The following is a 25622-nucleotide window of genomic DNA, read 5'->3' on the forward strand; positions in this document are numbered from 1 at the left end:
TCAAAAACGGCAGCCATTGGCTGCCGTTTTTATTGTTCTTCTCTCAAAATCAACTACTCGGCTACACTTTGACTATTCCCGTCAGCGAAAGGCCATGCGTACATTATGATCCTACACGGCTCCTCGATTTCACCCTTTGTCAGAAAAATCATGCTAGCCCTTGCCTATAAAGGGATCACCTACGAGCTTCAGCCACTCAACCCTTACGTCGAGAAAGAGCTGGCCCAAAAGCGCCATCCGCTAGGGAAAGTTCCTGTGTTGGAAATCGACCAGCACAGCATCATGGACTCGACGGTCATCGCCCACTACCTTGACGATCAGTACCCGGTTCCTCCGCTGTACCCCGGCAGTGCATTGACCAGGGCGAAAATCCGTTGGCTGGAAGAGTATGCAGACACCCGGCTCACTTCACTAATTGGTGGCGTATTGTTCTACCAGAAAATCCTCAGGGGTCAGATGCTCGGCAAAGAGGTTGATGAAGAGGCCGTTGAGCAATGCCTTGAGGTACACCTACCAAAAGCCATTCAGTATTTAGAAGAACAACTGCCCGAACAGGGCTATATTGGCGATCATTTGTCGATGGCGGAAATCAGCCTGTGGAGCGTGTTGCGAAGTGGCTGGATGGCAGGTTTGCGTTTTTCCCACTACCCAGCGCTAGATAGCTTCCTGGCCCGTATCGAGCAGGAGCCGTGGGTAGCTAACTTAGTCACTGAAGAAGACCACGAGCTGGCAAGTTTTTATTGCCCGCCCGTGGTATTGGGTACGATTAAATAAGAGAGTAAGTGCGCAAGGGGGTAAATTTACAGTTGGTCATGTTCGAAACGGGCAATGTCATCAGGCGCCCTCTCTGATACTGACGTATCGTTGCCCGAAAACTCTTTTTTCAACTCCGCCTTGGACTTAAATTTAATCTCCCCACCTTTCTCCACTGTCATATGGGCAGCTTCAGCGTTATGGCGGGACTGGTAGAGCATAACGGCCTGCATAGAAGAATCGCGCTGCTCAGGGGTCAGCGGCGTGCCGTCAGGCCACTTGCCAATCTCAACAGCGGTAGCAAGGCGCTGGTAAACTTCTGGGGTCATCGCGTTAAGCAGAGTGTCTAGTTCCATGGCTGTTCTGTTTTCCTTTTATTAGCATTTCTTGCCCGCAGTAATAACAGTTTCCTCTAAAGCTCGCCAAGAATACGTCGATAAAATGCTTGGGGGATCACACTGCTGAAAATCAGCGGCCCGCCGCAGTCTTTTATCTCTATTTTGATAAACTCGTTAACAAGATTCACTTTATTACAGTCACTGATAAGCCAAATGAGAAAACCCGCGCTAAAACTCACACTTTTGCTGGCCTGCTTGGCCTTGCTTAGCGGTTGCTTCGAGCGCCACCGCTCTACAGACAGCTTGTGCCAGGCCGAGCCACAGCTTTGTGCTGATACCAACCTTAATGATGGCCAGTGCCGCCTGCAACGGGTCAATCTCATTTGGCAACGGTACGATGTGCTAAAAAACCCGTCAGATAAAGAGAAGTTTAAAGAGCTCAAGTACACGTACGACTATCAGAAATGCCTGGAATATGCCGCCCGCATAGAGCCGACAGAATTAAAAGAGCGCAAAACCCACCGGACACAAGCCATGCTCAGTGCCTATGCCTCAATCAAGCGGCTAAACAACGAACTGAGTGAATCCAATGATCCAGAAATCCTCTATTTCCGATGGAGCCAGGGAGACAAGGAAGCGCTGAGAACGTTTTTGCGCCTGGAAGGCACACCTGAAATGGACACACCTGAGATGCAGCTAGCGCTGGCGACCTTCTATACGACAAAAGATCAGGAGAAGACGGTTACCTTGCTCAAACGCGCCTTGGAGCTTTACGGCAAGCAACCGAAGATTAAGCCAGAAATCATCCAAAGCTTAGCGACATTATCCCACCAGAGTGGCGAAGCGGAGAAAGCCTACCTTTGGGCCAGAGTAGGCAGCGAGCTGGCATTGCCTGTTGCCAGCCAAGACAAGTTGAATGCGTTCTACCCAATAAGCGACGAACGCCGCAGTGCGCTTAACGACCAGGCTGAACGTATTGCCCAAGCACTCCATGACGGTAACTTCGACGCCGCGATGGCAAAATAAAAGCCCTGCTGGCAGAGCAGGGCTAAGCATTTTGATGAAGCATCCTTAATCAAGCCATTCTTAATCAAGCCATCCTTTAAGACTTATCGTCCGGTTGGCTATCAAAGATCAAGGAGACCGAGTTCACGCAATACCTTTCTCCTGTCGTTTTCGGTCCATCTGGAAACACATGGCCCAGGTGGCTGTCGCACTTGGCGCAGCGGATCTCTATCCGGTGCATACCATGGCTGTTGTCTTCCAGGTAGCGGATAGCATCCCGCTCGATAGGGGCGTCGAAACTCGGCCAACCACAACCTGAGTCATACTTGCCGCTTGAGTGGAACAATGGCGCCTGGCAACAGGTACAGCTATAAACACCTGTTTCGCGGTTATGGAGCAGTTTACCTGAAAATGGCGCTTCGGTTCCTTGCTCACGACAGATGTGATACTGCTCTTCCGTCAGTTTCTCACGCCAATAAGAGTCTGATTTGGCTGACATTATATTTCCCTTTTTAATATTCACGTTATCAATTTTGAAAAATGGTTGCCAATTGCGTCAACTGTGGCACATACTTTCTGCTCGAAAGGATTTTACATCTTCACTGCTCATTTAAGCATATTTTGGGTGGGCTTCGTGTTGATATTAAAAGTTAATAACAGCCATGATGGATATTCATACAACTTCTGTATAAATTTGCAGCGTTGTAGTGGGAATGTAAAAAAGATCCGAACTTTTTTTTGACCTCACGCAATTTAAGTTCGTTTTTCACTTGCAGCATCACATTAGATTCTGTAATTTTACTACCAGTTATCTTTCATTAGAAATTAAGTTGTGGAGCAACTGTAATGACTATCAAAGTAGGTATTAACGGTTTTGGCCGTATTGGACGTTTTGTTTTCCGTGCTTCTGTAGAGCGTAACGACATCGAAGTTGTTGGTATCAACGACCTAATCGACGTTGAGTACATGGCTTACATGCTTAAGTACGATTCAACTCACGGCCGCTTCAACGGTACTGTTGAAGTTGAAGGTGGTAACCTAATCGTTAACGGCAAAACAGTTCGCGTAACTGCAGAGCGTAACCCAGCGGACCTTAAGTGGGACGAAATCGGTGTTGACGTTGTTGCTGAAGCAACAGGTATCTTCCTAACTGACGAGACTGCTCGTCAGCACATCACAGCTGGTGCGAAGAAAGTAGTTCTAACTGGTCCATCTAAAGACGCAACTCCAATGTTCGTTATGGGTGTTAACCAAGACTCTTACGCTGGTCAAGACATCGTTTCTAACGCTTCTTGTACTACTAACTGCCTAGCGCCAATCGCTAAAGTTCTTAACGACAAGTGGGGCATCGAATCTGGTCTTATGACTACTGTTCACGCTACTACTGCTACTCAGAAGACTGTTGACGGTCCTTCTGCTAAAGACTGGCGCGGTGGCCGTGGTGCTTCTCAGAACATCATCCCATCATCAACTGGTGCTGCTAAAGCTGTAGGCGTTGTTCTTCCAGAACTAAACGGCAAACTAACTGGTATGGCTTTCCGCGTACCAACTGCTAACGTTTCTGTAGTTGACCTAACAGTTAACCTTAAAGAAGCTGCTTCTTACGACGAAATCTGTGCTGCTATGAAAGCTGCTTCAGAAGGCGAAATGGCTGGCGTTCTTGGTTACACTGAAGATCAGGTTGTATCTCAAGACTTCATCGGTGAAGTTCAGACTTCAGTATTCGATGCTAAAGCTGGTGTTGCTCTAACTGACAAATTCGTTAAAGTTGTATCTTGGTACGACAACGAAATCGGTTACTCAAACAAAGTTCTAGACCTAATCGCTCACATCTCTAAGTAATGTAAGCTTTTAGCTAGATGATAAAAGGCGACGCTGCGGTGTCGCCTTTTTTGTATCTGTTTTTCAAACTTGCACCACTATTTCCCAATAAGAAGCTTTAAAAAAGAAGCCACAAGCCTAAAGCATGAAAATGCAGCTAAAAAATAATTACAAATTTAACAAATAATTTTTAATAGGCTTGGTTATTTTTTAAATAAAAATAAGTGTAGAATTGACTGTTACTTTTCCACCAAGGTGGCAATCATTTATACATTGCTACAACCAAAGGATAGTCTGATGGACTTCAATACTCTTCCAACTGTGGCGGCCTTATCAGATGCTGTCACTATCTGCGAGCACCAAGGGATCAAGATTGTAAGAATCAAACATGCCCAGGCTGAGGCTGGTATTTCACTGCATGGCGGGCATCTTGTTTGGTTCAAGCCCCAAGGTGAAGATGAGGTAATTTGGCTCAGCGAAAAAGCGGAATTCGATACTACAAAAGCAATCCGCGGCGGGATCCCTGTATGCTGGCCTTGGTTCGGCAAAGCTGCCACCCCATCACACGGCTTTGCCCGCAACAGCGAATGGGCTCTCAAAGAGCATCGCGAGAACGACAATGGCGTGATTGTTGCCTTAACCCTAGAGGACTCTGAAGCGACCCGTGCAATATGGCCGCACAAGTTCAGTAATGTGCTGACGTTCGAAATTGGCACCACTCTGAAGGTCTCATTGACCTCGACCAATACTGGCGACACCGAGTGGAGCTTCTCGGGTGCCCTTCATACTTATTTCAATGTGGAAAGCATCTATAACACGGCCATCACCCAAATGGGTAGCGAATACCAAGACAGCACTCAGGCCGGCAAAGTTTGCCATGGCGGTGAACAACTGAGCTTTGAAGGTGAAGTGGACCGTGTTTACACTCAACCAGAATCTACAGTGATGATCCATGACCACCAGCGCCGCCAAATTGCCGTAACCAACAGCGGCCACAATGCTGCAGTGATCTGGAACCCTTGGCAAGACCTGTCAGTCAGCATGGCTGATATGGCAGACGATAGCTTCGAAACAATGGTATGTGTCGAGTCGACCATTCATAACGACACGAGTGTAGCGCTTGCGCCTGGTGAGTCACATACCTTGACCACAGAGATCAGCGTTAAACGTTAAGCTGGTTTCAAGCAGGGATCGCCCGGGTAACGCCTCGTTGCTTGGGTGCGTCCCGCCGAATAGGGCCATACACCGTTATGCCAGCATCTGGGTGTTAGCTTCTATCAACACCCAGCCATTGCCGTCGGGATCGGCAAAGGTCGCAAAGCGTCCACCGATCAAGGTAACAATCTCTGACAGTGGCACCCCCCGGCTTGACAGCTCATCATGGGTTGAGTGAATATCGTCAGTCTGAACCACTAGCCCCTGCACTGACCCAGCTTTCATCCCGCCAAAAGGCATAACTAAGCTAATCGTCGTTTCTGCTCCTTTGGGCGCGAGCTGAATCCAACGTTTATGTTGGTCAGCTTGGTGATCGCGGATTAGCTCAAATCCCAACATATCCCGGTAAAATGCTAACGCTAGGTTTTGATCAGAAACCGGGATAGATACAGTATCAACACGAGAAATACTCATTAATTATGCTCCCCCCAAATATCGGCACATTTCTAGCTTAAGCCAGAGTTTTTGATTTAGCGCACAAAATAACTCCGCCTCGCACTTTTTTGACACCGGGGTTTGACACAAATGGTGTTCAAGATTGTTGTCTGACTCTTCGCTTATTTGCAAAAATGAAGTCGCTAAATCGCTTTTTTTGCAAAAAAGCCATCATGACCTCCCCTACCCTAACTTTTCACCATCTTGCAGCAATGAAATCCTTTGCATTCAGCAAATAGCTCTGCACTGGAAATAAAATTCATCATATCTGACTATTCATTTACACAAGGCCTCGCTATCACAATATCTCAACAAAATCGTGATTTTTTTTAAACACCAACTCTTGCAGAACGCGATTTATAGGAGGATAGTAAGTGAATGAGCAAAAAACATTCAGCTTGTAAGGAATATCGAAAAAGGAAATTTAGTTTATAAACCAACAACTCAGTCAAGCAATTTAATCAGTTAGGTCTAGTCTTAAGATATGGGGGATGTGAAAGATTTGTGTTTTCGTCCTTTCTAATTGATTAAAGAACGATTCAGGGGGCATACCATGAGTATTTTTGACCACTATCGTCAACGCTATGAAGAATCCAAGGATGAAGAGCTTTCATTGCAAGAGTTCCTTGAGATCTGTCGTAACGACCGAAGCGCTTACGTCAATGCAGCAGAACGTTTGCTGATGGCTATTGGCGAACCCGAAATGATTGACACCGCTCAAGACCCACGCTTGAGCCGACTATTCTCAAACCGCGTTATTTCCCGCTATAAAACCTTTGAAGATTTTTATGGTATGGAAGAGGCCATTGAGCAAATCGTCTCCTACCTAAAACATGCTGCACAGGGCTTGGAAGAACGCAAACAGATCCTCTACCTACTGGGTCCGGTAGGTGGCGGTAAATCATCTTTGGCTGAAAAACTGAAAAGCCTCATGCAGAAGGTGCCAGTTTATGTGCTAACAGCCAATGGTGAGCGCAGCCCAGTCAACGACCATCCGTTCTGTCTGTTCGACAAAGGCGAAGATAGCGATATTCTCAAAAAAGAATACGGTATTCCAGATCGTTACCTAAACACCATTATGTCGCCTTGGGCCGCTAAACGCCTGCATGAATTCGGCGGTGACATTACTAAATTCAAAGTCGTCAAGGTTCGCCCTTCTATTCTTGACCAGGTCGGTATTGCCAAAACCGAACCCGGTGATGAAAATAACCAAGACATCTCGTCACTGGTTGGTAAGGTCGACATCCGTCAGCTTGAGCACTTCGCTCAGGATGACCCAGATGCTTACAGCTACTCCGGTGCACTCTGTAAGGCCAACCAAGGCCTGATGGAATTCGTCGAGATGTTCAAGGCACCACTGAAAGTCCTACACCCACTGCTTACCGCAACGCAAGAAGGTAACTACAACGGTACCGAAGGACTATCCGCATTGCCATTTGACGGCATCATCTTGGCACACTCCAACGAATCCGAGTGGCAGTCATTCCGTAACAACAAGAACAATGAAGCCTTCCTTGACCGTGTCTTCATTGTCAAAGTGCCATACTGCCTGCGTGTTTCCGAAGAGATCAAAATCTACGAGAAACTGCTGCAGAGCTCTGAACTATCGTCGGCACCATGCTCACCTTCTACCTTGGAAATTCTTGCCCGCTTCTCGGTGCTTTCTCGCCTGAAAGAGCCTGAGAACTCGAGCCTGTACTCGAAGATGCGCGTCTACGACGGTGAAACGCTCAAAGATACCGATCCGAAAGCCAAGTCCTACCAGGAATACCGCGATTATGCCGGTGTCGATGAGGGTATGGCCGGCCTATCTACCCGTTTCGCGTTCAAGATCCTTTCTCGCGTATTCAACTTCGACCACTCCGAAGTGGCCGCTAACCCAGTCCACCTGTTCTATGTCCTAGAGCAGCAGATTGAGCGTGAGCAGTTCCCGCAAGAGTTGGCCGAGAAGTACCTTGAGCACCTGAAAGGTTACCTGACTCCGAAGTACGTCGAGTTTATCGGTAAAGAAATCCAGACTGCTTACCTAGAGTCTTACTCTGAGTACGGCCAGAACATCTTTGACCGCTATGTCAGCTATGCCGACTTCTGGATCCAAGACCAAGAGTACCGTGACCCAGAGACCGGGCAGCTATTCGACCGCGCCGCACTCAACAACGAACTAGAGAAAATCGAGAAACCTGCCGGTATCAGTAATCCGAAGGATTTCCGAAACGAAATCGTCAACTTCGTACTGCGTGCTCGTGCAAGTAATGCCGGCAAGAACCCGAACTGGACCAGCTACGAGAAGCTTCGTACGGTTATCGAGAAGAAAATGTTCTCCAACACCGAAGAGCTACTTCCAGTGATTTCATTCAATGCCAAGACATCTACCGAGGAGCAGAAGAAACATGATGACTTCGTTGCTCGTATGATGGAGAAAGGCTATACCCGCAAGCAGGTACGTCTACTTTCCGAGTGGTACCTACGCGTACGTAAGTCTTCTTAAGTTGGCGTGGATGGGATGAATAAGGGGAGAGCTTATGGCGCATTTCATAGACCGAAGGCTCAACGGTAAAAACAAAAGCACGGTAAACCGTCAGCGTTTCCTGCGTCGCCACAAGCAGCAGATCAAAGAATCTATTGCTGATGCAGTAAACAAACGTTCGATTACCGATGTGGAAAGCGGTGAAGATATTACGATTCCGAACCGTGACATCCGCGAGCCAAGCTTTCACCAAGGCCGTGGTGGACAACGTGAAGTTGTCCACCCGGGCAACGACCAGTTCAGCCCCGGAGACCGTATTGAACGCCCCCAAGGAGGGGGCGGACAAGGCGGCGCCGGTGAAGGACAGGCAAGCCCAGACGGTGAAGGCCAGGATGAATTCGTATTCCAAATTTCCAAAGATGAGTATCTCGATTTGCTCTTTGAGGATTTGGAGTTGCCAAACCTTGAGAAGAACCAGCTCAACAAAATTGTTGAATGGAAAACCTTCCGCTCGGGCTACAAGTCGTCAGGCGTACCGGCCAATATTGCGATTGTGAAATCGCTCCAGAATTCCCTGGCGCGACGCACCGCAATGACAGCAGCCAAACGCCGTCAGCTTCGCGAGCTGGAGAAAACACTGGATCTGCTTATGAACACCGAACCAGCTCAGCCTTTCGAGGAAGAGCGGGTGAAAGACGAGATCCAAGCGCTACGGCAAAAGATCAGCAGCGTACCGTTCATTGATACTTTTGACCTACGCTACAAAAACTATGAACGTCGACCTCAGCCAAGCAGCCAAGCGGTGATGTTCTGCTTGATGGATGTCTCGGGCTCGATGGATCAGGCAACTAAAGATATGGCAAAACGCTTCTATATCTTGCTGTACCTGTTCCTAAACCGGACATACAAAAATGTCGACGTGGTGTTTATCCGCCACCATACCCAAGCCAAAGAGGTGGATGAGCACGAGTTCTTCTACTCCCAGGAAACTGGGGGCACCATAGTGTCGAGTGCACTGCGGTTGATGAATGAGATTGTGAAAAAACGCTACTCCCCTGCCGAATGGAACATCTACGCGGCACAGGCGTCGGATGGGGATAACTGGGCGGATGATTCACCTGGCTGTCGAGAGCTGCTGGACAAAGAGCTCTTGCCAGTCACCCGTTACTACTCATACATCGAAATCACACGCCGGGCACACCAAACACTATGGCGGGAATATGAGGCGCTACAAGCCAGCCACAGTAACTTTGCGATGCAGAACATAAGGAGTGTGGAAGACATTTTCCCTGTATTCCGGGAGCTATTTAAAAAGCAAGTCAGTTAACATCGCTTTAGGGGGAATGTGCTATGGAGACAGTCGCCAAATCTAAGACACTCAGTGACGGTCCAGATTGGACATTCGATTTGTTGGATCAGTATCATAAGGAAATCAAGCGGGTAGCTGACCACTACCGGCTTGATGCCTACCCCAACCAAATCGAGATCATCACTGCCGAACAAATGATGGATGCTTATTCCAGTATTGGTATGCCTATCAACTACCATCACTGGTCATTTGGTAAGCGTTTTATCGAAACTGAGCGAGGCTATAAACACGGTCAGATGGGCCTCGCCTATGAAATTGTGATCAACTCAGATCCTTGTATTGCCTACTTGATGGAAGAAAACACCATCACCATGCAGGCTCTGGTTATGGCCCACGCGTGTTACGGCCACAACTCGTTTTTCAAAGGCAATTACTTATTCAAAACATGGACCGATGCCAGCTCAATCATCGATTACCTGTTGTTCGCCCGTAAATACATCACCGAGTGTGAAGAAAAATACGGTGTCGATGAAGTTGAGAGGCTGCTGGATTCTTGCCATGCGCTGATGAACTATGGCGTCGACCGTTACAAGCGACCGCAGAAGATTTCTATGGTCGAGGAAAAAGCGCGCCAGAAAGCCCGGGAAGATTACCTACAAACGCAAGTCAATTCACTGTGGCGAACCATTCCGGTGACACAGGAGGAAGAAGTCGAAGCCGAAGAGGTGCGGTTCCCGGCAGAGCCACAGGAGAATATCCTCTACTTTATTGAAAAGCATGCCCCATTACTGGAGCCATGGCAGCGTGAAGTGGTCAGGATCGTACGTAAAGTCAGCCAGTACTTCTACCCGCAGAAACAGACCCAGGTCATGAATGAAGGGTGGGCAACATTCTGGCACTACACCATCCTCAACCATCTCTATGACGAGGGCTTGGTGACGGATCGGTTCATCATTGAGTTTTTGCACAGCCATACCAACGTGGTGGCCCAACCGGACTACAACAGCCCGTATTATAGTGGGATCAACCCCTATGCTCTGGGCTTTGCCATGTTCCAGGATATCCGCCGGATTTGCGAAAACCCAACCGAAGAGGATAAATACTGGTTCCCGGATATTGCCGGCAAGGACTGGCTGGATACACTGCACTTTGCCATGGAGAACTTCAAGGACGAAAGCTTTATCAGCCAGTTCCTGTCTCCTAAGGTGATGCGGGACTTCAAGCTGTTTGCCGTCAATGACGACGACCGCCATAACTACGTCGAGGTCAGTGCGATCCACAATGAGGAAGGCTACCGGATGATCCGGGAGAAACTGTCATCGCAGTACAACCTCAGCAACAACGAACCGAATATCCAAGTTTGGAATGTCGCGCTCAAAGGTGACCGCTCGCTAACCCTACGCTATGTACCACATAACCGTATCCCGTTAGCCGACAGCCACCAGGAAGTACTTAAGCACATGCACCGTTTATGGGGCTTTGATGTCACACTGGAAGAAGAGCTACCAGACGGCCGCTCGCATATCTTGGGAACCTGCCCTAACCGGGCACAGTACAATACCGAGATCTAGCCCACCATCGCTTACATAAATACTAACATTTAGAAACAAAAAGGAGATGCCTAGGCATCTCCTTTTTTCTGTCCGCGGTTAGAAAACCCGATTACTGCTCTTCTTCGTACAAGTATCGAGCAATTTCAATACGGTTGTCATACCAAATCGCTCCACTTTCGCGGCCGTATTTGCGGATACGGTCTGCGACCAACTCGGGCTGGCTGTTATCGCAATATGCCTTCATGTCGCGGTAGAAGTCGAGAGCAAGCTCACAGGCTTCCTTAGACATGAAGTAGTAGCCTCCAACGCGGGTGTAGATTTTGCGCAGGCCATTGATAGTCAGTACATACAGGGTATTGCCCGACTTAGAGGCCATGCCCTGGAACATACGGTAATCAAAGTAGTTGAATGCGCGGGCACGGGAAATCGCCTCACACAATTGGGGATCATCTTTGCCGTACTTATCAACAATCTTCTTCACTTCCTGCATCAGCTCTGCTTTGTCTTCGCTTTGCTCGATGTAGTCAGAGAAGCTGTCGGCTTTCAACAAGGCTTCGCATTCTTCAATCACATGATTGATCAGCGCTGAAGACTCTTCAGGGTTGCCTTTAACAGCATAACGCATGTAGACGCTGCTGATATCGGTGCGGGCTGAAAGCAAATCTTCCAGAACGCCCTGAACATCTTGGCCGTCAAGTGTGATTAGGGTGTCGAGAATATTCAGGCCGGAGGTGTCCATGTAATTGTTCACCCGGGTCGGCTTGCCGTGTTGAATGGTTAACCAGCCATCACGCGCCAGACGCTGCAATACCTCACGAAGAGTCGTACGAGTAACACCAATTAATTCAGACAACTCTCGTTCTGCGGGAAGGATTGAGCCCTGTGGGAAGTGATTATTCCAGATACTCTCAATAATATATTTCTCAGCAAATGTTGCTGGGCTATCAGCCTTTATAACCATCTGATCAGTTTTCCAGTTGCTTCTTGCTCTATTTTTATTAACTCATCATACCACCAGTCTTTACCTAATGCCTACCTAATTACCAAAAGAAGTATCTCGGCTGTCTATTTATAACCATTCACTCCAGCGAGCTTGATATGCACCTAGCATACAAGGCGCACGCAAAATTCAGCTCAAAGATTCGTCGAACCAAAACTTGACGAAGCTCAACGTAAAATGAAAATTGTAAGCATATATTTCAAAGCTACGTGAAAAATACCCGTACAAGCCTTGTTTTGCGATGAAATTTCACAATCTTAAATAACTTCATCTGTAAGCACTTGACTGCGATGGATCACGCGGTAGAGTTAGCACGTTTTCACTCTGGGAGCTGAATGGATGCTGCTGCCTGCTTTAAGTTAAACACCATCAAGGAAATGGTCTTTAGCTTAGAGGGTCTCAAAAGAACACTTAACCAGAACAACAATATAATGGTTATCCTGCTCTCGGACTTCAAAAGGCAAGATAGCAACGCAGCTCGTTTTTTTAGTATTTGCGTATATAGAGACTCGAACAAATGGCAATTTCGCTAGGGAACGCCTTTATAAAAAACTTCCTAGGTAAAGCACCCGACTGGTACAAAGTCGCCATCATTGCTTTCCTGATCATCAACCCGCTTGTTTTCTTCTTTGTCGACCCATTCGTGGCTGGCTGGCTACTCGTTATTGAGTTCATCTTTACCCTGGCCATGGCACTGAAGTGCTACCCGCTACAGCCGGGTGGTTTGCTGGCAATCGAGGCGGTCGCTATTGGCATGACCAGCCCCGAGATGGTCAAGCATGAACTGGTTGCCAACATCGAAGTTATGCTGCTGCTGATCTTCATGGTGGCTGGTATCTACTTCATGAAGCAGCTGCTGCTTTATATCTTCACCAAAATACTGATCGGCATTCAGTCCAAGACCCTGCTTTCATTGTCATTCTGTGTGATGGCGGCCTTCCTGTCAGCCTTCCTTGATGCCCTGACGGTTATCGCCGTTGTGATCAGTGTGACCATTGGTTTCTACAGCATTTACCACAAAGTGGCTTCGGGCCAGGAGCCCCATTCTTCTCACGACCATACGTCGGACAAGCATATCCTGGAAGTCAGCCGTGATGACCTGGAAAACTACCGTGCATTCCTTCGCAGCCTGCTGATGCATGCCGGTATCGGTACCGCGCTGGGTGGTGTAATGACCATGGTGGGCGAACCGCAGAACCTGATCATTGCCGACCAGGCTGGTTGGCTGTTTGGCGAGTTCATTATCCGGATGCTGCCTGTCACCCTACCCGTGTTCCTGTGCGGCCTCGTGACCTGTGTATTGGTTGAAAAATTCCAGATCTGCGGCTACGGTGCCCGTCTGCCGGAAAACGTACGACGCATCTTGGTTGAGTTTGACAACGAAGAGCGCAAGCGCCGTACCAACTTGGACTACGCTAAGCTCATCGTTCAGGTTGTCATTGCTATCTGGCTGATTGTTGGCCTGGCCATGCATCTAGCTGCGGTTGGCCTGATTGGTTTGACTGTTATTATCCTGGCAACTTCATTCACCGGTATTACTGACGAACACGCTCTGGGTAAAGCGTTTGAAGAGGCGCTGCCTTTTACCGCGCTATTGGCTGTATTCTTCTCAATTGTTGCGGTGATCATCGACCAGCACTTGTTCGCACCTATCATCGAGATGGTGCTGAGCCTTGAAGGTAGCATGCAGATGACCATGTTCTACATCGCAAACGGCCTGCTTTCCATGGTGTCAGACAATGTATTCGTGGGTACCGTCTACATCAATGAGGTAAAAGCAGCACTGCTAGACGGCATCATTACCCGTGATCAGTTCGATATGCTGGCCGTTGCTATCAATACCGGTACCAACCTACCGTCAGTGGCAACGCCGAATGGCCAGGCTGCCTTCCTGTTTGCATTGACGTCTGCACTGGCACCGCTTATCCGCCTGTCGTACGGCCGCATGGTATACATGGCGCTGCCATACACTATCGTGCTATCGCTGGTCGGCCTTGCCTGTATCGAATTCACACTGGTACCAATGACACAGTGGTTCTATGACCTAGGCTGGATCACCCAGGGCACGGTGGAGGCTGCTTCACAAATTGCGCCTGCAGTTGGCCATTAATTGAATTTTTTCAATCTCTGATTGTCTGTATTAAAGCCCTGAATCATCAGGGCTTTATTGTATTTTTCGTCATTAATTGGTGCTAAGATTTATTTCATAAGGCAAATTACTGACAGAAATTAGCATTTTCTTGGTCATTATAATGCTATGGCTAAGTGCTAAATCGGCTCACGCTTTTTGATACAAGCCTGAGCGAGCCGGTTTAGCAGTTAACCTTTCAATCGGGAACACCGTATGTATTTTTTAAATACTTTTTCAAAAAGCCGCCTTTCGTGGGCTATCTTACTGGCTTTCATCATTTTCTTTGAAGCCTGCGCCCTGTTCTTCCAGCATGTGATGAAGCTCGACCCGTGTGTGATGTGTGTCTACGAGCGTGTTGCCATGATGGGGATCGCGGTGGCAGCAATCGTGGGGATGATTGCACCGAAGAACAACGTGGTTCGCTGGGCAGGCCTAGCTGGCTGGGCCTATAGCTCCTACCAAGGTCTGGCACTGGCCCAGGAACATATCGGCTACCAGTTCCCTGAGTTCCCTTGGTCTGCAACCTGCGCGCTGGACGTGAACTTCCCGGCTTGGGCACCGCTCAACCAGTGGGTACCTTGGATGTTTGAAGCCTCTGGCGACTGCGGCAAAATCGTATGGCAGTTCTTCGGCCTATCCATGCCTCAATGGCTGGAAGTGATCTTCGCGGCCAACTTGGTGGCTGTTGCGGTTATTGTGATTGCGCAGATCCTTGGCAATAAGAAAGCCTAAGCGAGCTCATTGCCCAGCCCGGCGCTGGGCAAGCCCCACCCTCGAAGGACGTTGGTATAAGCTACCCAGTAGCCGCCGATGGCGCCTTTCTTCTTGCCCGAGAAAACGGCAAAAAGACAACAGCTCATGTCTAATGAAAGCGCTGCTACCAAACGTTGCCTCTAACTGATAAAAACGCCTGATAATTTGTGCATTAACATTTCTGTTCTTGGGAAGTGCATGATTATAAGTTTCGATAGCATCGACCCTCTTAATCACACTTTTCATCTGAGGCATATTTTTCAAGTAATTCTTCTCGGCCAACCCATTGATATGCGGGATTGATAGGTAACAGTCCCTTTCTTGCAACAAATCTAGGTAGTAATCGATCCCCTTATCCGTCCTCGCCATCCGGTAGCGATGTTTGCTCTTTTCTACTTCCTTTGCATAAAAAGATTCGAGGTCTTGCAGGCTGTTAAAATAGACGAGCAATTCAAAACCATCCTCGCAAACCAGCTCTATACTCGGAATATTGTTCATACCAATTTCACACATTGCAGCAGCACCCCTGATATCGTTGTGGTCTGTCACCGCGATCAAATGGGGTTGTTCCAACAGAAAAGACACGACCGAAGGCGTTATCGTTGCTCCCTCTGCGGCTACAGTGTGCAGATGGAAATCAAGATATATAAACTTATCTCTAGGCTTAAATTGAAAATAGCCAGAGAAAAAACTGGAAAGCTTATCAAACTCAATCATAGTCCCCTCCACCTTAAAGATAGGAGAAATCCTCAGCTTTGATAGGCCCGAAAATAGCACTTTCTAAGCTTCGCTCTAACAGTTGAAGCTGCCAATTGCCCAATGGTTATTATACTTAGCGATATATCGATATGCCGGAAAAGCCGATGCCATGAAGGATTCACACTCTAAGGCCAATCAACAACGCAAAGCGATGGCTTCATCCAGCCATTCAGCGCAAACCGACCAAGTGACAACTGCGGCCAAACTCAAAGCAACCGAACTGTTCCATCCTTGTGATCCCGCTCTTTTCGACTTCGAGACGACAGAAGAAATAGACTCGACGGATACTCCCCTGGGGCTAAAGCGCGCCGCAGAGGCCATCAAACTCGGCATCGGGATCCCTAATAAGGGATTCAATATCTTTGTCATGGGTTCAGCGGGACTCGGCAAGCTTTCGATGGCCAAACAGCTACTATCCCAGCATTTCGATACTGACAAAAAACTCTCTGACTGGTGTTACGTCAATAACTTCGGCAACAACAGCAGACCCGTTGCTCTTCAGTTGCCTGCGGGAATGGGAATCCGACTAAAGGAGAGCCTCCAAATACTCATTGAAGGGCTGAAAAAAAACGTGCCTTCATTATTGCAAAACGACAAATTCATCCATAACATCGACAAGCTGCAAAATGAGCTCAACGACAAAGAGATCGCGGCATTCCAGGCTATCGAAGCCCGAGCCAAAGAAAAAAGTTGCGTCTTAAAGCGCTCTCATAAAGGCTATGTTATTCACCCGGTCAAAAAAGACAAAATCATCAGCAAAGAGGAGTTCGAGAAGCTCCCAGAAGACGAACGGAAAGTAATCGATGAGTCGGTCGAAGAGCTCAGGCTGATGCTTGTCAACCTGATCAAGCAAGTGCCGTTTTGGGATCAGGAGATGAGGGGCAAAAAAGAGCAGTTGGAAAGAGAATTTGTCGCCAGTACCCTCGATTATCTTGTTGGGCAACTCCCTGCCGATATCATGGCTATCGAATGTATCAAGCGGCATATCGAAAACCTCAAACAGCACATCCTCAGTAACATCCCCCTGTTCAACGGTAGCCTTGAGACAGAGGTGAACGAATATACCGGACAAAAACTCAGCTTTAGCCCCTTCACCATCTATGAAGTCAATATCATTGTCGACAACAGTCAGCACCGTTCTCCCCCGGTGATATATGAAGACAACCCGACCTATACCAATTTAATCGGCCGAATCGAACACAAGGGTGAGCTCGGTACTTTTATCACCAATTTTACCCTAATCAAGCCAGAGGCGTTTCATCAAGCGAACGGCGGCTACCTAGTCATCGACGTGAACCAACTGCTCAACAAGCCCTTTGTTTGGGATGTCTTCAAGCGCACTTTGCTATCTGAAGAAATCAAGATCCAACCGCTCGAGCAGCAGCTCAGTGTCACAGCGCTTACCACGCTGGAGCCGGATGCAATACCTATCGATATCAAAGTTATTTTGGTCGGCGACCGTATGACCTACTACCTGCTCAAGCGCTACGATCCCGACTTCGGCCAGATGTTCAAGATCCAGGCAGACTGCTCAGAGGAGATTAGCCGTACAGCGGACTCATGCAGGCTCTACTCGAGGTTTATCAAAGCACTGCAAACAGAGGTACAGGCACGGCCACTCGACCGTAGTGCGGTGGCAAGGATCATTGAGCATGCTTCTCGGCTGGTTGAAGATGGCGAAAAGATGACACTGCACCGGGACACGATCAGCGGGATCATAGTCGAGGCAAACTACTGGGCAGAGCAACAGACACTTAAGATGATCACCGCCGCTACAGTTGAACAAGCAATTGACACCCGCCGCGTTCGGAGTAGCTACCTTAAAGAGTGCATAACGGATAATATTCATCGCGGGATCAGCCAGATTGCGATTGAGGGAGAAACCATCGGGCAAATAAACGGCCTGTCGGTGATCAGCCTTGACGACTGTCTGTTCGGCCATCCGAGCCGGATCACTGCAGCCGTGCACCTCGGCCAAGGAAGCGTTATCAATATTGAGCGGGAGGTAGATCTCAGCGGTCCGAGCCACTCCAAGGGAGTAATGATCCTGACCGCCTTCCTGCGCGAACAGTACGAGCAGCAGCAACCACTCGCCTTTTCGGCCACCCTCACCTTCGAGCAGTCCTATGGTATGGTCGATGGTGACAGTGCATCAGCCGCCGAACTGTGTGCACTCTTATCAGCGATTGCACAAATTCCACTAAAACAAAGTATTGCCGTAACTGGTGCCATCGATCAACATGGCAATATCGAAGCAATTGGAGGGGTCAACGAGAAAATTGAAGGGTTCTTTGATATCTGCAACGCTAGTGGCCTGACTGGGAAACAAGGCGTGATCATTCCGAAAACCAACACTGTCCACTTAATGGTCAGCCAACAGGTCCGCCAATCAGTGGCCAAGGGCCAGTTTCATATATGGGCTGTTGACCATATTAATCAGATAATGGCACTGCTCACCGACCAGCAGATGGGAAGAGCGAATACCAAAAGCCACTATCCGCCCCATAGTATCAATGCCGCAATTGTTATGCGGATCAAGCAAATGAACAAGGCACTCAGCCGTGCGATAAACGGTTCCCGGACGGGTCAAAAACGCTAAGGCAAGAACGAAAAGCAAGGCGCATTTGCCCATTAGATAATGGTGGGGGCCAAGATAAAATTGACCAATTATCAGATACGAAAAAGCCCGTTGATAATCAACGGGCTTTTTCATGAAATATGGCGGTGAGGGAGGGATTCGAACCCTCGATACGTTGCCGTATACACACTTTCCAGGCGTGCTCCTTCAGCCACTCGGACACCTCACCAAATTGTATTGCCAAGGCATGTCGCCTCAACAGGGTCGCTACTATAGTGGCTGGGGCGGCAAAGGTCAACAAAAAACATAGCACAATCAATCGAGTGTTTACTATTGCAGCAAAGTTCCCGAAATACCGGTGAACAGTGCCACCTTCTTCACTACCCTGTTACAATACTTCGTATAAAATCGTGTTCTTCCAGCGGCAAGGTTGCGTTGGATCACCCCTGATACTAAATATACGAGAGCGAATTATGTCTTCATCTTTACGCACACTGCTGGAGAACCCGCAGCTGGCCCAACAGTTGCTTTCCGAAGCCCAGACCCGTGGTTTTGTGACAGCAATGGCAGCGGCTCCTCACCTTATCAACCCGTCCGAGTGGCTAGCCTTCATGTGGGGTGGCGAAGAGTCTGCGCCTTTCACTAGCCAAGAAGAGCTTGAAAGCTACGCCAATGCCATTATTGACCTTTGGAACGAGAGCCGCCAAGCCTTGCTAGAAGGTAGCTGGCAATGGCCTGAAGGTTGTGCTCTCGATGACAAAGAGCTGGTCTCAAGCGATGCCCGCGAATTTTCTGAAGGTATACTTCAGGGCTGGCAGCTTTCCCGCGATGACTGGGAAACGATTATGCCGGAAGAGAGCGAGCACAACGCACTGCTGGGTGGTGTACTGCTATGCTTCAGCCTGCTGTATGATCCAGAGAATGCGATGGAGGCCCTTTCGCAAGAAGGCGCTGACGGCCTGGCCCAATTTGAAGAAATCTTCACTTCATTACCAACGATGCTGTGCGGACTGACTATTCGTGGCTACCAGCTGGTCAACGAAGGTGCAGAAGAAGCCTAATATATAGCAGACAAAAAAAAAGGCGGCCACCAGTACAACCCGTACTGAGTGGCCGTCTTTTTTGTATCACGGCTTTATATCACGGTGAGATCAGTTTGGCTCGCGGGCAAACAAAGCTCGCAACCGCCCGCGCTGATGGCGGTAGATCATCACCACTACCGGGATATTCATTAACACCCCATACAACAGCGGCGTCAGTGCGAGTTCGGGTTGCTTAAGCTGTACCACTGCCACAAAAATTGCAGTTCCTGCATTCTGGATCCCGACTTCAATAGCCAGTGTCTTGGTCAACTGCTCCCCGCCTTTGAGCAAACGGGCAACGGCCACACCTAACGCCATTCCCAATAAACACAAAGCAATCGCAACAATCGATGCACTAGAGAACAGCTGCTGGAATACCTGAGTATTAGCCGCCAGAGTAATGGTTACCGTAAACATCAACACCCAAATCGAAGAACGCCCTGCCCACTTGGCAAAGCTCGCATAACGTTTGCCTTGACCGAAATGATGGCAAGCCATACCGATTGTCACGGGTACCAGCGTCACCATGACTAGCTGTAAAATGGCAGTTTTCAGAGGCAGTACCAATTGGGTATCACTCAGTACCACAGGCAACAGCAAAGGAAGGCTAAATGGGATGATCAAACTGCTTACGGCCGTCATGGAAATGGACAGCGCGGTATTACCGCCACATAGATGCGTGATGACATTAGACGATGCTCCGCCCGGTGCCAGCGCCAATAGCCATAGTCCAACAGCAACCACTTCCGGCAGGCCGAGAAAATGAATCAAAGCCAAGGCAATCAGCGGCAAACCAACCAGTTGGGCTGCCAGGCCGGAGAATATAAACAGCGGATAACGGCCAACCCGCTTGAAGTCAGCCACAGACAGTGTCAGGCCAACACAGTACATCATCCAAGCCAACGCGATGGGCAAAGCAACTGTGAGCATTGTCTGTCCCATTCAAAACCTCCTTTGTAAAACCTAGAGTGTAATCCACCTAGGCTTATCGCACATAGAAAAAGAGCGACCCAAGGTCGCTCTTTGCTGGTAGGCAGTACGATCTACGCGTTACCTTTTACACTCACCTGAAGCTGGGCAGCAAAGTCCAGCATTCGGTTCAGTGGGATCAGTGATTTTTCACGCAGCGACTCATCAACGAAGATTTCATGCTGCTCACCGCCTTCACGCAGACCTTGCTCGATAGCCTTAAGGCCATTCATCGCCATCCACGGACAGTGTGCACAGCTACGGCATGTTGCACCAGCACCGGCTGTCGGCGCTTCAATCAGCTCTTTGCCCGGAACCATCTGCTGCATCTTGAAGAAGATGCCTTTGTCGGTGGCAACGATCAGCTGCTGATTAGGAAGCTCTTTGGCCGCTTTGATCAGCTGACTGGTCGAGCCTACGGCATCAGCCAACGCCACTACGCTGGCTGGTGATTCAGGGTGCACCAGAATAGCCGCATCCGGGTAAACATTTTTCATGTCACGCAGTGCCTTGGCCGAGAACTCGTCATGCACCACACATTCACCTTGCCACAATAGCATGTCAGCGCCGGTTTGCTTCTGGATATACGAACCTAGGTGGCGGTCTGGGCCCCAGATGATTTTCTTGTCGTCACTATCAAGGTGCTCGACAATCTCCAGCGCAATACTTGAGGTAACGACCCAGTCAGCACGGGCTTTTACCGCTGCCGACGTGTTGGCGTATACAACCACAGTATGATCAGGGTGGGCATCACAGAATTTGCTGAATTCATCAATCGGACAACCAAGATCGAGTGAACACTCGGCCTCGAGAGTCGGCATCAAAACACGTTTTTCCGGGGTCAGGATCTTGGCTGACTCGCCCATAAAGCGCACACCACAAATCACTAGCGTTTTCGCTGGATGCTGGTTACCGAACTTGGCCATTTCCAGCGAGTCGCCAACAAAGCCGCCGGTCTCTTCCGCCAGAGCCTGGATTTCAGGATCGGTGTAGTAGTGGGCCACCAGCACTGCATCTTTTTCCTTTAGCAGTGCCTTGATTTTTGCCTTGTACGCCTGCTGTTCGTCGACAGATAGCGGCGTTGGCTTAGGTGGAAACGGATAGACCATTTCAGAGGGATCAAATGTAAGACTCATAGCTCGGTTGCTCTATTGCTGTCCATGTACAATCCGCGCATTATACACCGCAAACGTTCAAATATCATGGATCAAAAAAGGCCGGATAAACCGGCCTTTTTGCAACCATCCGCACAATGGCTTACAGCTTGTCGAGGTTACTCTGTGCCTGTCGCGAACTGGTTGAGTTCGGATAGGCTGAAATAACTTGCTGGTAGAATTTCTTCGCTTCTTCCGGCTTCTTGCTCCGCTCGGCAATGATACCCAGCTTCAGCAACGCATCGGCGCGCTTGTTGGACTTCTCAAAGCTGGCAACAGCGGTGAACTGCTCTGCCGCATCAGGAAGTTGGTTTTGCGTGAAGTAAAGCTGACCAAGCCAGTAATGGGCATTCGGCTTGTAGCCTGATTCAGGGTAGGTAGTAAGGAAGCTCTTGAACGCCGTGATCGCACCGGTGTAGTCCTTCTCTTTTAAGATCAGGTTCACCGCCGACTCATACGCTTCGTTCTCACTCACATTGCTGGAGTATACTTCGGTACTCGCCTTCTCTGAGGTTTTTTCTTCAGCCGGCTTAGCTTGAGGCTGACGACTGAGAGAGTCTATCTCGCGGTATAGCTCACGCTGACGCTCAAGCATCTGGCTTAGATCGTAGCTGTTTCTTTCTACGATCCCTCGTAGCTCATCCATTTCGGTTGCCAGCTGATCCAGTTGCCGTTGCATATCCAACTGCACCTGGTTGCGAGCCTCAATCATCCTTTCCAGACGTTCCAGGCTATCGCCCTGCGCACTGTTACCGCTAATTTCAGTAACAGGAGCAGGTGCGGCGACCACCTGGGTCGCCGCACCAACCAGCAACGTTAATGCGAGCTTTCGCATTGTGTTACTGTTCATCGTAATTACCTATATGGCTTAGTAAACCAGAACCGAACGACGGTTCTTGGCGTAGTCAGCTTCAGTGTGGCCTAGAACTAGAGGCTTTTCTTCACCGTAGCTAACAATTGAGATCTGGCTTGCAGATACGCCTAGTGCCTGAAGGTATTTAGCAACCGCGTTAGCACGACGCTCGCCTAGCGCGATGTTGTACTCAGGCGTACCACGCTCATCAGCGTGACCTTCAACAATCACTTTAACTTCAGCGTTGTCACGTAGGTATTCAGCGTGAGCTGTCAGCATGTCCTGGTAGTCAGGCTGGATTTCAGCGTTATCAAACTTGAAGTAAATAGTTTGCTCTTGACGTAGCTGCTGGCTGCGTAGCTCCTGCTCAGAAAGTACTGGCTCTTGCTCAACCGGAGACGTTACTACAGTAGATTGCTCTGTAGTTGAACCTGTGTTGCTCTCTGATGCTGCTGAGCTATCAGTACTTTCGCTAGAGCTACACGCCGCTAGAGTGAACATTGGCAGCGCAATTGCCAAACCCTTTAAAACTTTGTTCAGTTGCATTTTATTTTCCTTTTTTATTGCTTGTTGCGACTAACTTAAAGGAAAGGTCCCCAAGACGGAGCCCTTACCCGGCCGTTAGTGGCAGGTAATCTTGCTTTAAATCGCCCATCAATCGACACTAGCGACAACTCATTAGACTTATTATTCACCGAGCTGTAGATCACCATGCCGCCATTTGGCGCAATGCTTGGTGACTCATCCAAAAATGTCTTGGTCAGTACCTGCACTGCATTGGTTTTCAAGTCTTGCTTGGCAATGTTGTAGCCAGAATCGGACTTGTTCACCATTACCAAGTACCGGCCGTCAGGCGTCAATTGACCACCGAGGTTCTGACTTCCTTGCCAAGTCAGGCGCTTAGTCGAACCGTCAGCTAAATTTACTCTATAAATCTGTGGGTTACCACCTCTGTCTGAGGTAAAGATCAAAGAGTCGCCGCTCGGATCCCAAAATGCCTCGGTATTGTTCGCTCGACCACGGGTGATCTGCTTCAATTCCTTGGTTTCTAGGTCTTTAATGTAGATCTGCAGGCTACCACTCTTTGACAGTACCATGGCCAACTTCTTGCCATCAGGCGAGAAGCGCGGGTTACCGTTATGACGTGGGAACGACGACACCATTTCACGGGTACCCTTGTAGATATCCATGATAAAAATCTGGGCCTGCTGGTTCTCGAAGCTCACGTAGGCCAGCTTACTGCCATCCGGCGACCATGATGGTGACATCAGTGGCTGCTGGGATTTCAGCACCAAGCGCTCGTTGAAGCCATCGTAATCGGCCACACGCAACTGGTAAGGGTATTGTGCCTTGTCATCAATCACGACATAGGCAATGCGAGTAAGGAACGCCCCTTTTTCACCTGTCAGTCTCTCGTAAACGATATCTGAGATACGGTGAGCATAATGGCGTAGACGCGACTCTTTTATCGTTGCTCGGTTATTGATCATCACGTGATCTTTGGTCATTACCAACTCGCCGTTTTCTAAGCCACGGCTCTGGCCGCTGGTAAGCTGGCCACGCACCACGTCAATCAGCTGGTAGTTGATGACATAGTTGCCCTGCTCGTTCATGGTTACCGTGCCGGTTACCAGGGCATCAACGCCCATTGACGTCCAGGCGTTGTAGTCTACCTGCTCTTCACTCGAAGGTGTTTGCGGCATATTGCTGGTCGACACCGGTGAAAACTTACCGCTTCGACGCAAGTCAGAAGCAATGACAGCCGAGATATCAGTCGGCATTTTGCCGGTACCTTCCCACTTAAAAGGTATGACACCGATAGGACGAGCAGAATCTACCCCTTCGGTGATCACCAATTCCAACTCTGCCTGTGCGATTTGGCTGAAACTCAACAGAGCCACGCACAACCCCATTAACCAACGTTTCATCATTACTCCTTCCTTATTGCGGGCTTACTGTTAGTCTGATATTGCGAAGCTGGTCGACAACGGCTGGATCTTCCGGCATCGGGAACTGGCTAACCTTCACCACCGCCGCTTTCGCAGCACGGCAAACGGCACTGTCGCCACCATCTTCCGACGCATCAAGCACCAAACCATTGCTCGACAAACGCATACGGATCACACATTCCTTGCCGATAAAGTTTTGCTCTACCAACAAGTTCTGTTGAATCATCTGGGTATAGATGGCTCCATAACGCTGTGTTTCATCCGCCACAAACTGGCCGCGGGCACCGCCACGCTGCTCAGACTCAGCTTCAAGGCCGGCGAACATATCATTCAGTGCCGCTTCCTGCTGGCGCTGAAGCTCGCGAGCCTCGGCCGCTTTGCGTTCGGCTTCCTTACGGGCAGCCTCCGCCTTGCGAGCTTCTTCTTCGGCTTTCTTCTTGGCAGCGATCTGTGCCTGGCGCTCTGCTTCTGCTTTGGCAGCAGCGGCTTCTGCCTGGCGTTTCGCTTCTTCTGCTTTACGCTGTTCCGCGACTTGACGCTGGCGCTCCTGCTCAGCTTTTTTGGCTGCTTCCTGTTTCGCTTTACGCTCAGCTTCAGCCTTAGCGGCTTGCTCACGGGCTACACGTGCTGCTTCATCCGCTTTACGCTTCTCTTCCGCCGCTTTGGCTCGTTCTGCCGCCACGCGCTTGCGCTCTTGCTCGGCTTCACGGGCTTCTTTTTCAGCTTTCAGCTTATCCGCCTTGAGCTGGCGCAACCGCTGTTCTTCTTCCTGACGCATTTTTTCCAATGCATCGGCTTGCTGCTCCAAACGTTTCAGCCTATCTTGCTCCGCAGCTTTTGCTGCTTCACGCTGCTGGCGAATACGCTGTGCCTGCTGGTTCACCAAAGCCGGATCGACGACCACCGCCTGAACGATGTTTCCCGATGGCTTGGGTTTTGTCATGATGAAATCCGTTCCCCACAACAACATTACGACCAGTGAACCATGCATAAGTAACGAAATAATGAAGGCAGCACTGTATTCTCTTTTCTTCATCCTGCCTGCCTGCTTATTGCTCTAGCGGTTCAGTCATCAGACCTACTGATCCAACACCTGCCTGATTAAGGGCATCGAGGGTTTCGATGATGTATGCATACGGTGCACGTGCATCGCCACCAACCAATACAGCGGATTCCGGGTTAAGCTGCAATTCGGCACGTACACGGGTAAGCAGGTCGTTAAGACCCAACCCGCGCTGCATTTCCTGATCATCAACACTGATCCCAAGGTGACCGTCTTGGTCAACTTCAACAATAATCGGTGGCTTTTCGTTATTCTCACCAACCAGTTCAGCTGCCGTCTTGGCCGTTGTGGTGCCCGGCAAATCAACATCAACACCCTGGGTAATAAAAGGGGCTGTTACCATAAAGATGATCAGCAAGACGAACATCACGTCGATATACGGAACAATGTTTATCTCACAAGTAACCTTGCGTTTTTTCGGTTGATAAGCCATTG

At 49.1% G+C, this 25622-nt stretch carries 23 protein-coding genes and 1 tRNA gene; 11 read left to right on the forward strand and 13 right to left on the reverse strand.

The window, feature by feature from the left end; translation table 11 throughout:
- Positions 1–105 precede the first annotated feature (105 nt).
- Positions 106–774, forward strand: a complete 669-nt coding sequence (locus ACXAGQ_RS01975) for a glutathione S-transferase family protein (RefSeq protein ID WP_475251371.1) — start codon at positions 106–108, stop codon at positions 772–774.
- 26 nt (positions 775–800) lie between these two features.
- Here ACXAGQ_RS01975 and ACXAGQ_RS01980 read toward each other — a convergent pair whose 3' ends face one another.
- On the reverse strand, positions 801–1109 hold the full coding sequence (locus tag ACXAGQ_RS01980; protein ID WP_475251373.1) for a YeaC family protein: 309 nt from the start codon (positions 1107–1109) through the stop codon (positions 801–803).
- Positions 1110–1304: 195 nt separating this feature from the next.
- Here ACXAGQ_RS01980 and ACXAGQ_RS01985 point away from each other — a divergent pair, with 195 nt between their 5' ends.
- On the forward strand, positions 1305–2117 hold the full coding sequence (locus ACXAGQ_RS01985; protein ID WP_475251375.1) for a DUF2989 domain-containing protein: 813 nt from the start codon (positions 1305–1307) through the stop codon (positions 2115–2117).
- A gap of 76 nt (positions 2118–2193) precedes the next feature.
- Here ACXAGQ_RS01985 and msrB read toward each other — a convergent pair whose 3' ends face one another.
- A complete protein-coding gene (gene msrB / locus ACXAGQ_RS01990; RefSeq protein WP_475251377.1) occupies positions 2194–2595 on the reverse strand; it encodes a peptide-methionine (R)-S-oxide reductase MsrB in 402 nt (133 codons plus the stop codon).
- A 347-nt stretch (positions 2596–2942) separates the two neighbouring features.
- Between msrB and gap the strand changes: the two genes are divergently transcribed.
- Positions 2943–3938, forward strand: coding sequence for a type I glyceraldehyde-3-phosphate dehydrogenase (gene gap / locus ACXAGQ_RS01995; protein WP_475251379.1), 996 nt, complete (start codon positions 2943–2945; stop codon positions 3936–3938).
- A 276-nt stretch (positions 3939–4214) separates the two neighbouring features.
- Positions 4215–5090, forward strand: coding sequence for a D-hexose-6-phosphate mutarotase (locus ACXAGQ_RS02000; protein WP_475251381.1), 876 nt, complete (start codon positions 4215–4217; stop codon positions 5088–5090).
- Between the two features lie 75 nt (positions 5091–5165).
- Here ACXAGQ_RS02000 and ACXAGQ_RS02005 read toward each other — a convergent pair whose 3' ends face one another.
- Positions 5166–5546, reverse strand: coding sequence for a VOC family protein (locus tag ACXAGQ_RS02005; protein WP_475251383.1), 381 nt, complete (start codon positions 5544–5546; stop codon positions 5166–5168).
- Positions 5547–6120: 574 nt separating this feature from the next.
- Between ACXAGQ_RS02005 and ACXAGQ_RS02010 the strand changes: the two genes are divergently transcribed.
- Genes ACXAGQ_RS02010 through ACXAGQ_RS02020 form a run of 3 tightly spaced genes read left to right on the forward strand, consistent with a single transcriptional unit; the run spans position 6121 to position 10914 of the window.
- Entirely contained in the window at positions 6121–8055 is a 1935-nt protein-coding gene (locus tag ACXAGQ_RS02010) for a PrkA family serine protein kinase (protein WP_475251385.1), read from the forward strand.
- A 34-nt stretch (positions 8056–8089) separates the two neighbouring features.
- Positions 8090–9361, forward strand: a complete 1272-nt coding sequence (locus ACXAGQ_RS02015; RefSeq protein ID WP_475251387.1) for a YeaH/YhbH family protein — start codon at positions 8090–8092, stop codon at positions 9359–9361.
- A 23-nt stretch (positions 9362–9384) separates the two neighbouring features.
- Positions 9385–10914, forward strand: a complete 1530-nt coding sequence (locus tag ACXAGQ_RS02020; RefSeq protein WP_475251389.1) for a SpoVR family protein — start codon at positions 9385–9387, stop codon at positions 10912–10914.
- A gap of 91 nt (positions 10915–11005) precedes the next feature.
- Here the strand turns inward: ACXAGQ_RS02020 and fadR are convergent, their stop codons facing one another.
- Positions 11006–11857, reverse strand: coding sequence for a fatty acid metabolism transcriptional regulator FadR (fadR, locus tag ACXAGQ_RS02025; protein WP_475251391.1), 852 nt, complete (start codon positions 11855–11857; stop codon positions 11006–11008).
- Positions 11858–12413: 556 nt separating this feature from the next.
- Between fadR and nhaB the strand changes: the two genes are divergently transcribed.
- Positions 12414–14006 carry a Na(+)/H(+) antiporter NhaB gene (nhaB, locus tag ACXAGQ_RS02030; RefSeq protein WP_475251393.1) on the forward strand — a complete coding sequence of 531 codons (1593 nt, stop codon included), beginning with the start codon at positions 12414–12416 and terminating at the stop codon, positions 14004–14006.
- A gap of 234 nt (positions 14007–14240) precedes the next feature.
- Positions 14241–14759 carry a disulfide bond formation protein DsbB gene (gene dsbB / locus ACXAGQ_RS02035; RefSeq protein WP_475251395.1) on the forward strand — a complete coding sequence of 173 codons (519 nt, stop codon included), beginning with the start codon at positions 14241–14243 and terminating at the stop codon, positions 14757–14759.
- 6 nt (positions 14760–14765) lie between these two features.
- Here dsbB and ACXAGQ_RS02040 read toward each other — a convergent pair whose 3' ends face one another.
- Entirely contained in the window at positions 14766–15497 is a 732-nt protein-coding gene (locus tag ACXAGQ_RS02040) for a PHP domain-containing protein (protein WP_475251397.1), read from the reverse strand.
- 151 nt (positions 15498–15648) lie between these two features.
- On the opposite strand from ACXAGQ_RS02040, the gene ACXAGQ_RS02045 reads away from it, so the two are divergent.
- On the forward strand, positions 15649–18138 hold the full coding sequence (locus tag ACXAGQ_RS02045) for a Lon protease family protein (RefSeq protein WP_475251399.1): 2490 nt from the start codon (positions 15649–15651) through the stop codon (positions 18136–18138).
- Positions 18139–18258: 120 nt separating this feature from the next.
- Here the strand turns inward: ACXAGQ_RS02045 and ACXAGQ_RS02050 are convergent.
- A tRNA-Ser gene (locus tag ACXAGQ_RS02050) sits at positions 18259–18346 on the reverse strand.
- Between the two features lie 244 nt (positions 18347–18590).
- Between ACXAGQ_RS02050 and ACXAGQ_RS02055 the strand changes: the two genes are divergently transcribed.
- Positions 18591–19178, forward strand: coding sequence for a UPF0149 family protein (locus ACXAGQ_RS02055; protein WP_475251401.1), 588 nt, complete (start codon positions 18591–18593; stop codon positions 19176–19178).
- A 90-nt stretch (positions 19179–19268) separates the two neighbouring features.
- On the opposite strand, the gene ACXAGQ_RS02060 is transcribed toward ACXAGQ_RS02055, so the two are convergent.
- The 7 genes from ACXAGQ_RS02060 to tolR all read right to left on the reverse strand — a co-directional run bounded on the left by ACXAGQ_RS02060 (position 19269) and on the right by tolR (position 25620).
- The gene (locus ACXAGQ_RS02060) at positions 19269–20141 is read right to left on the reverse strand and encodes a bile acid:sodium symporter family protein (RefSeq protein WP_475251403.1); all 873 of its coding nucleotides are present in this window, start codon (positions 20139–20141) and stop codon (positions 19269–19271) included.
- 101 nt (positions 20142–20242) lie between these two features.
- Positions 20243–21304 (reverse strand): quinolinate synthase NadA, encoded by a 1062-nt coding sequence (gene nadA, locus ACXAGQ_RS02065; protein ID WP_475251405.1) that lies wholly within the window; start codon positions 21302–21304, stop codon positions 20243–20245.
- A 121-nt stretch (positions 21305–21425) separates the two neighbouring features.
- A complete protein-coding gene (gene ybgF / locus ACXAGQ_RS02070; RefSeq protein WP_475251407.1) occupies positions 21426–22172 on the reverse strand; it encodes a tol-pal system protein YbgF in 747 nt (248 codons plus the stop codon).
- An 18-nt stretch (positions 22173–22190) separates the two neighbouring features.
- Positions 22191–22721: a peptidoglycan-associated lipoprotein Pal gene (pal, locus tag ACXAGQ_RS02075; RefSeq protein ID WP_475251409.1), complete on the reverse strand. Its 531-nt coding sequence runs from the start codon at positions 22719–22721 to the stop codon at positions 22191–22193.
- Positions 22722–22756: 35 nt separating this feature from the next.
- Positions 22757–24106 carry a Tol-Pal system beta propeller repeat protein TolB gene (gene tolB, locus ACXAGQ_RS02080; RefSeq protein ID WP_475251411.1) on the reverse strand — a complete coding sequence of 450 codons (1350 nt, stop codon included), beginning with the start codon at positions 24104–24106 and terminating at the stop codon, positions 22757–22759.
- Positions 24107–24116: 10 nt separating this feature from the next.
- The gene (tolA, locus tag ACXAGQ_RS02085; protein WP_475251413.1) at positions 24117–25160 is read right to left on the reverse strand and encodes a cell envelope integrity protein TolA; all 1044 of its coding nucleotides are present in this window, start codon (positions 25158–25160) and stop codon (positions 24117–24119) included.
- 13 nt (positions 25161–25173) lie between these two features.
- Positions 25174–25620 carry a protein TolR gene (gene tolR / locus ACXAGQ_RS02090; RefSeq protein WP_475251415.1) on the reverse strand — a complete coding sequence of 149 codons (447 nt, stop codon included), beginning with the start codon at positions 25618–25620 and terminating at the stop codon, positions 25174–25176.
- Between the last annotated feature and the right edge of the window lie 2 nt (positions 25621–25622).

The sequence above is a fragment of the Photobacterium sp. ABD4_091 genome (assembly GCF_056160145.1).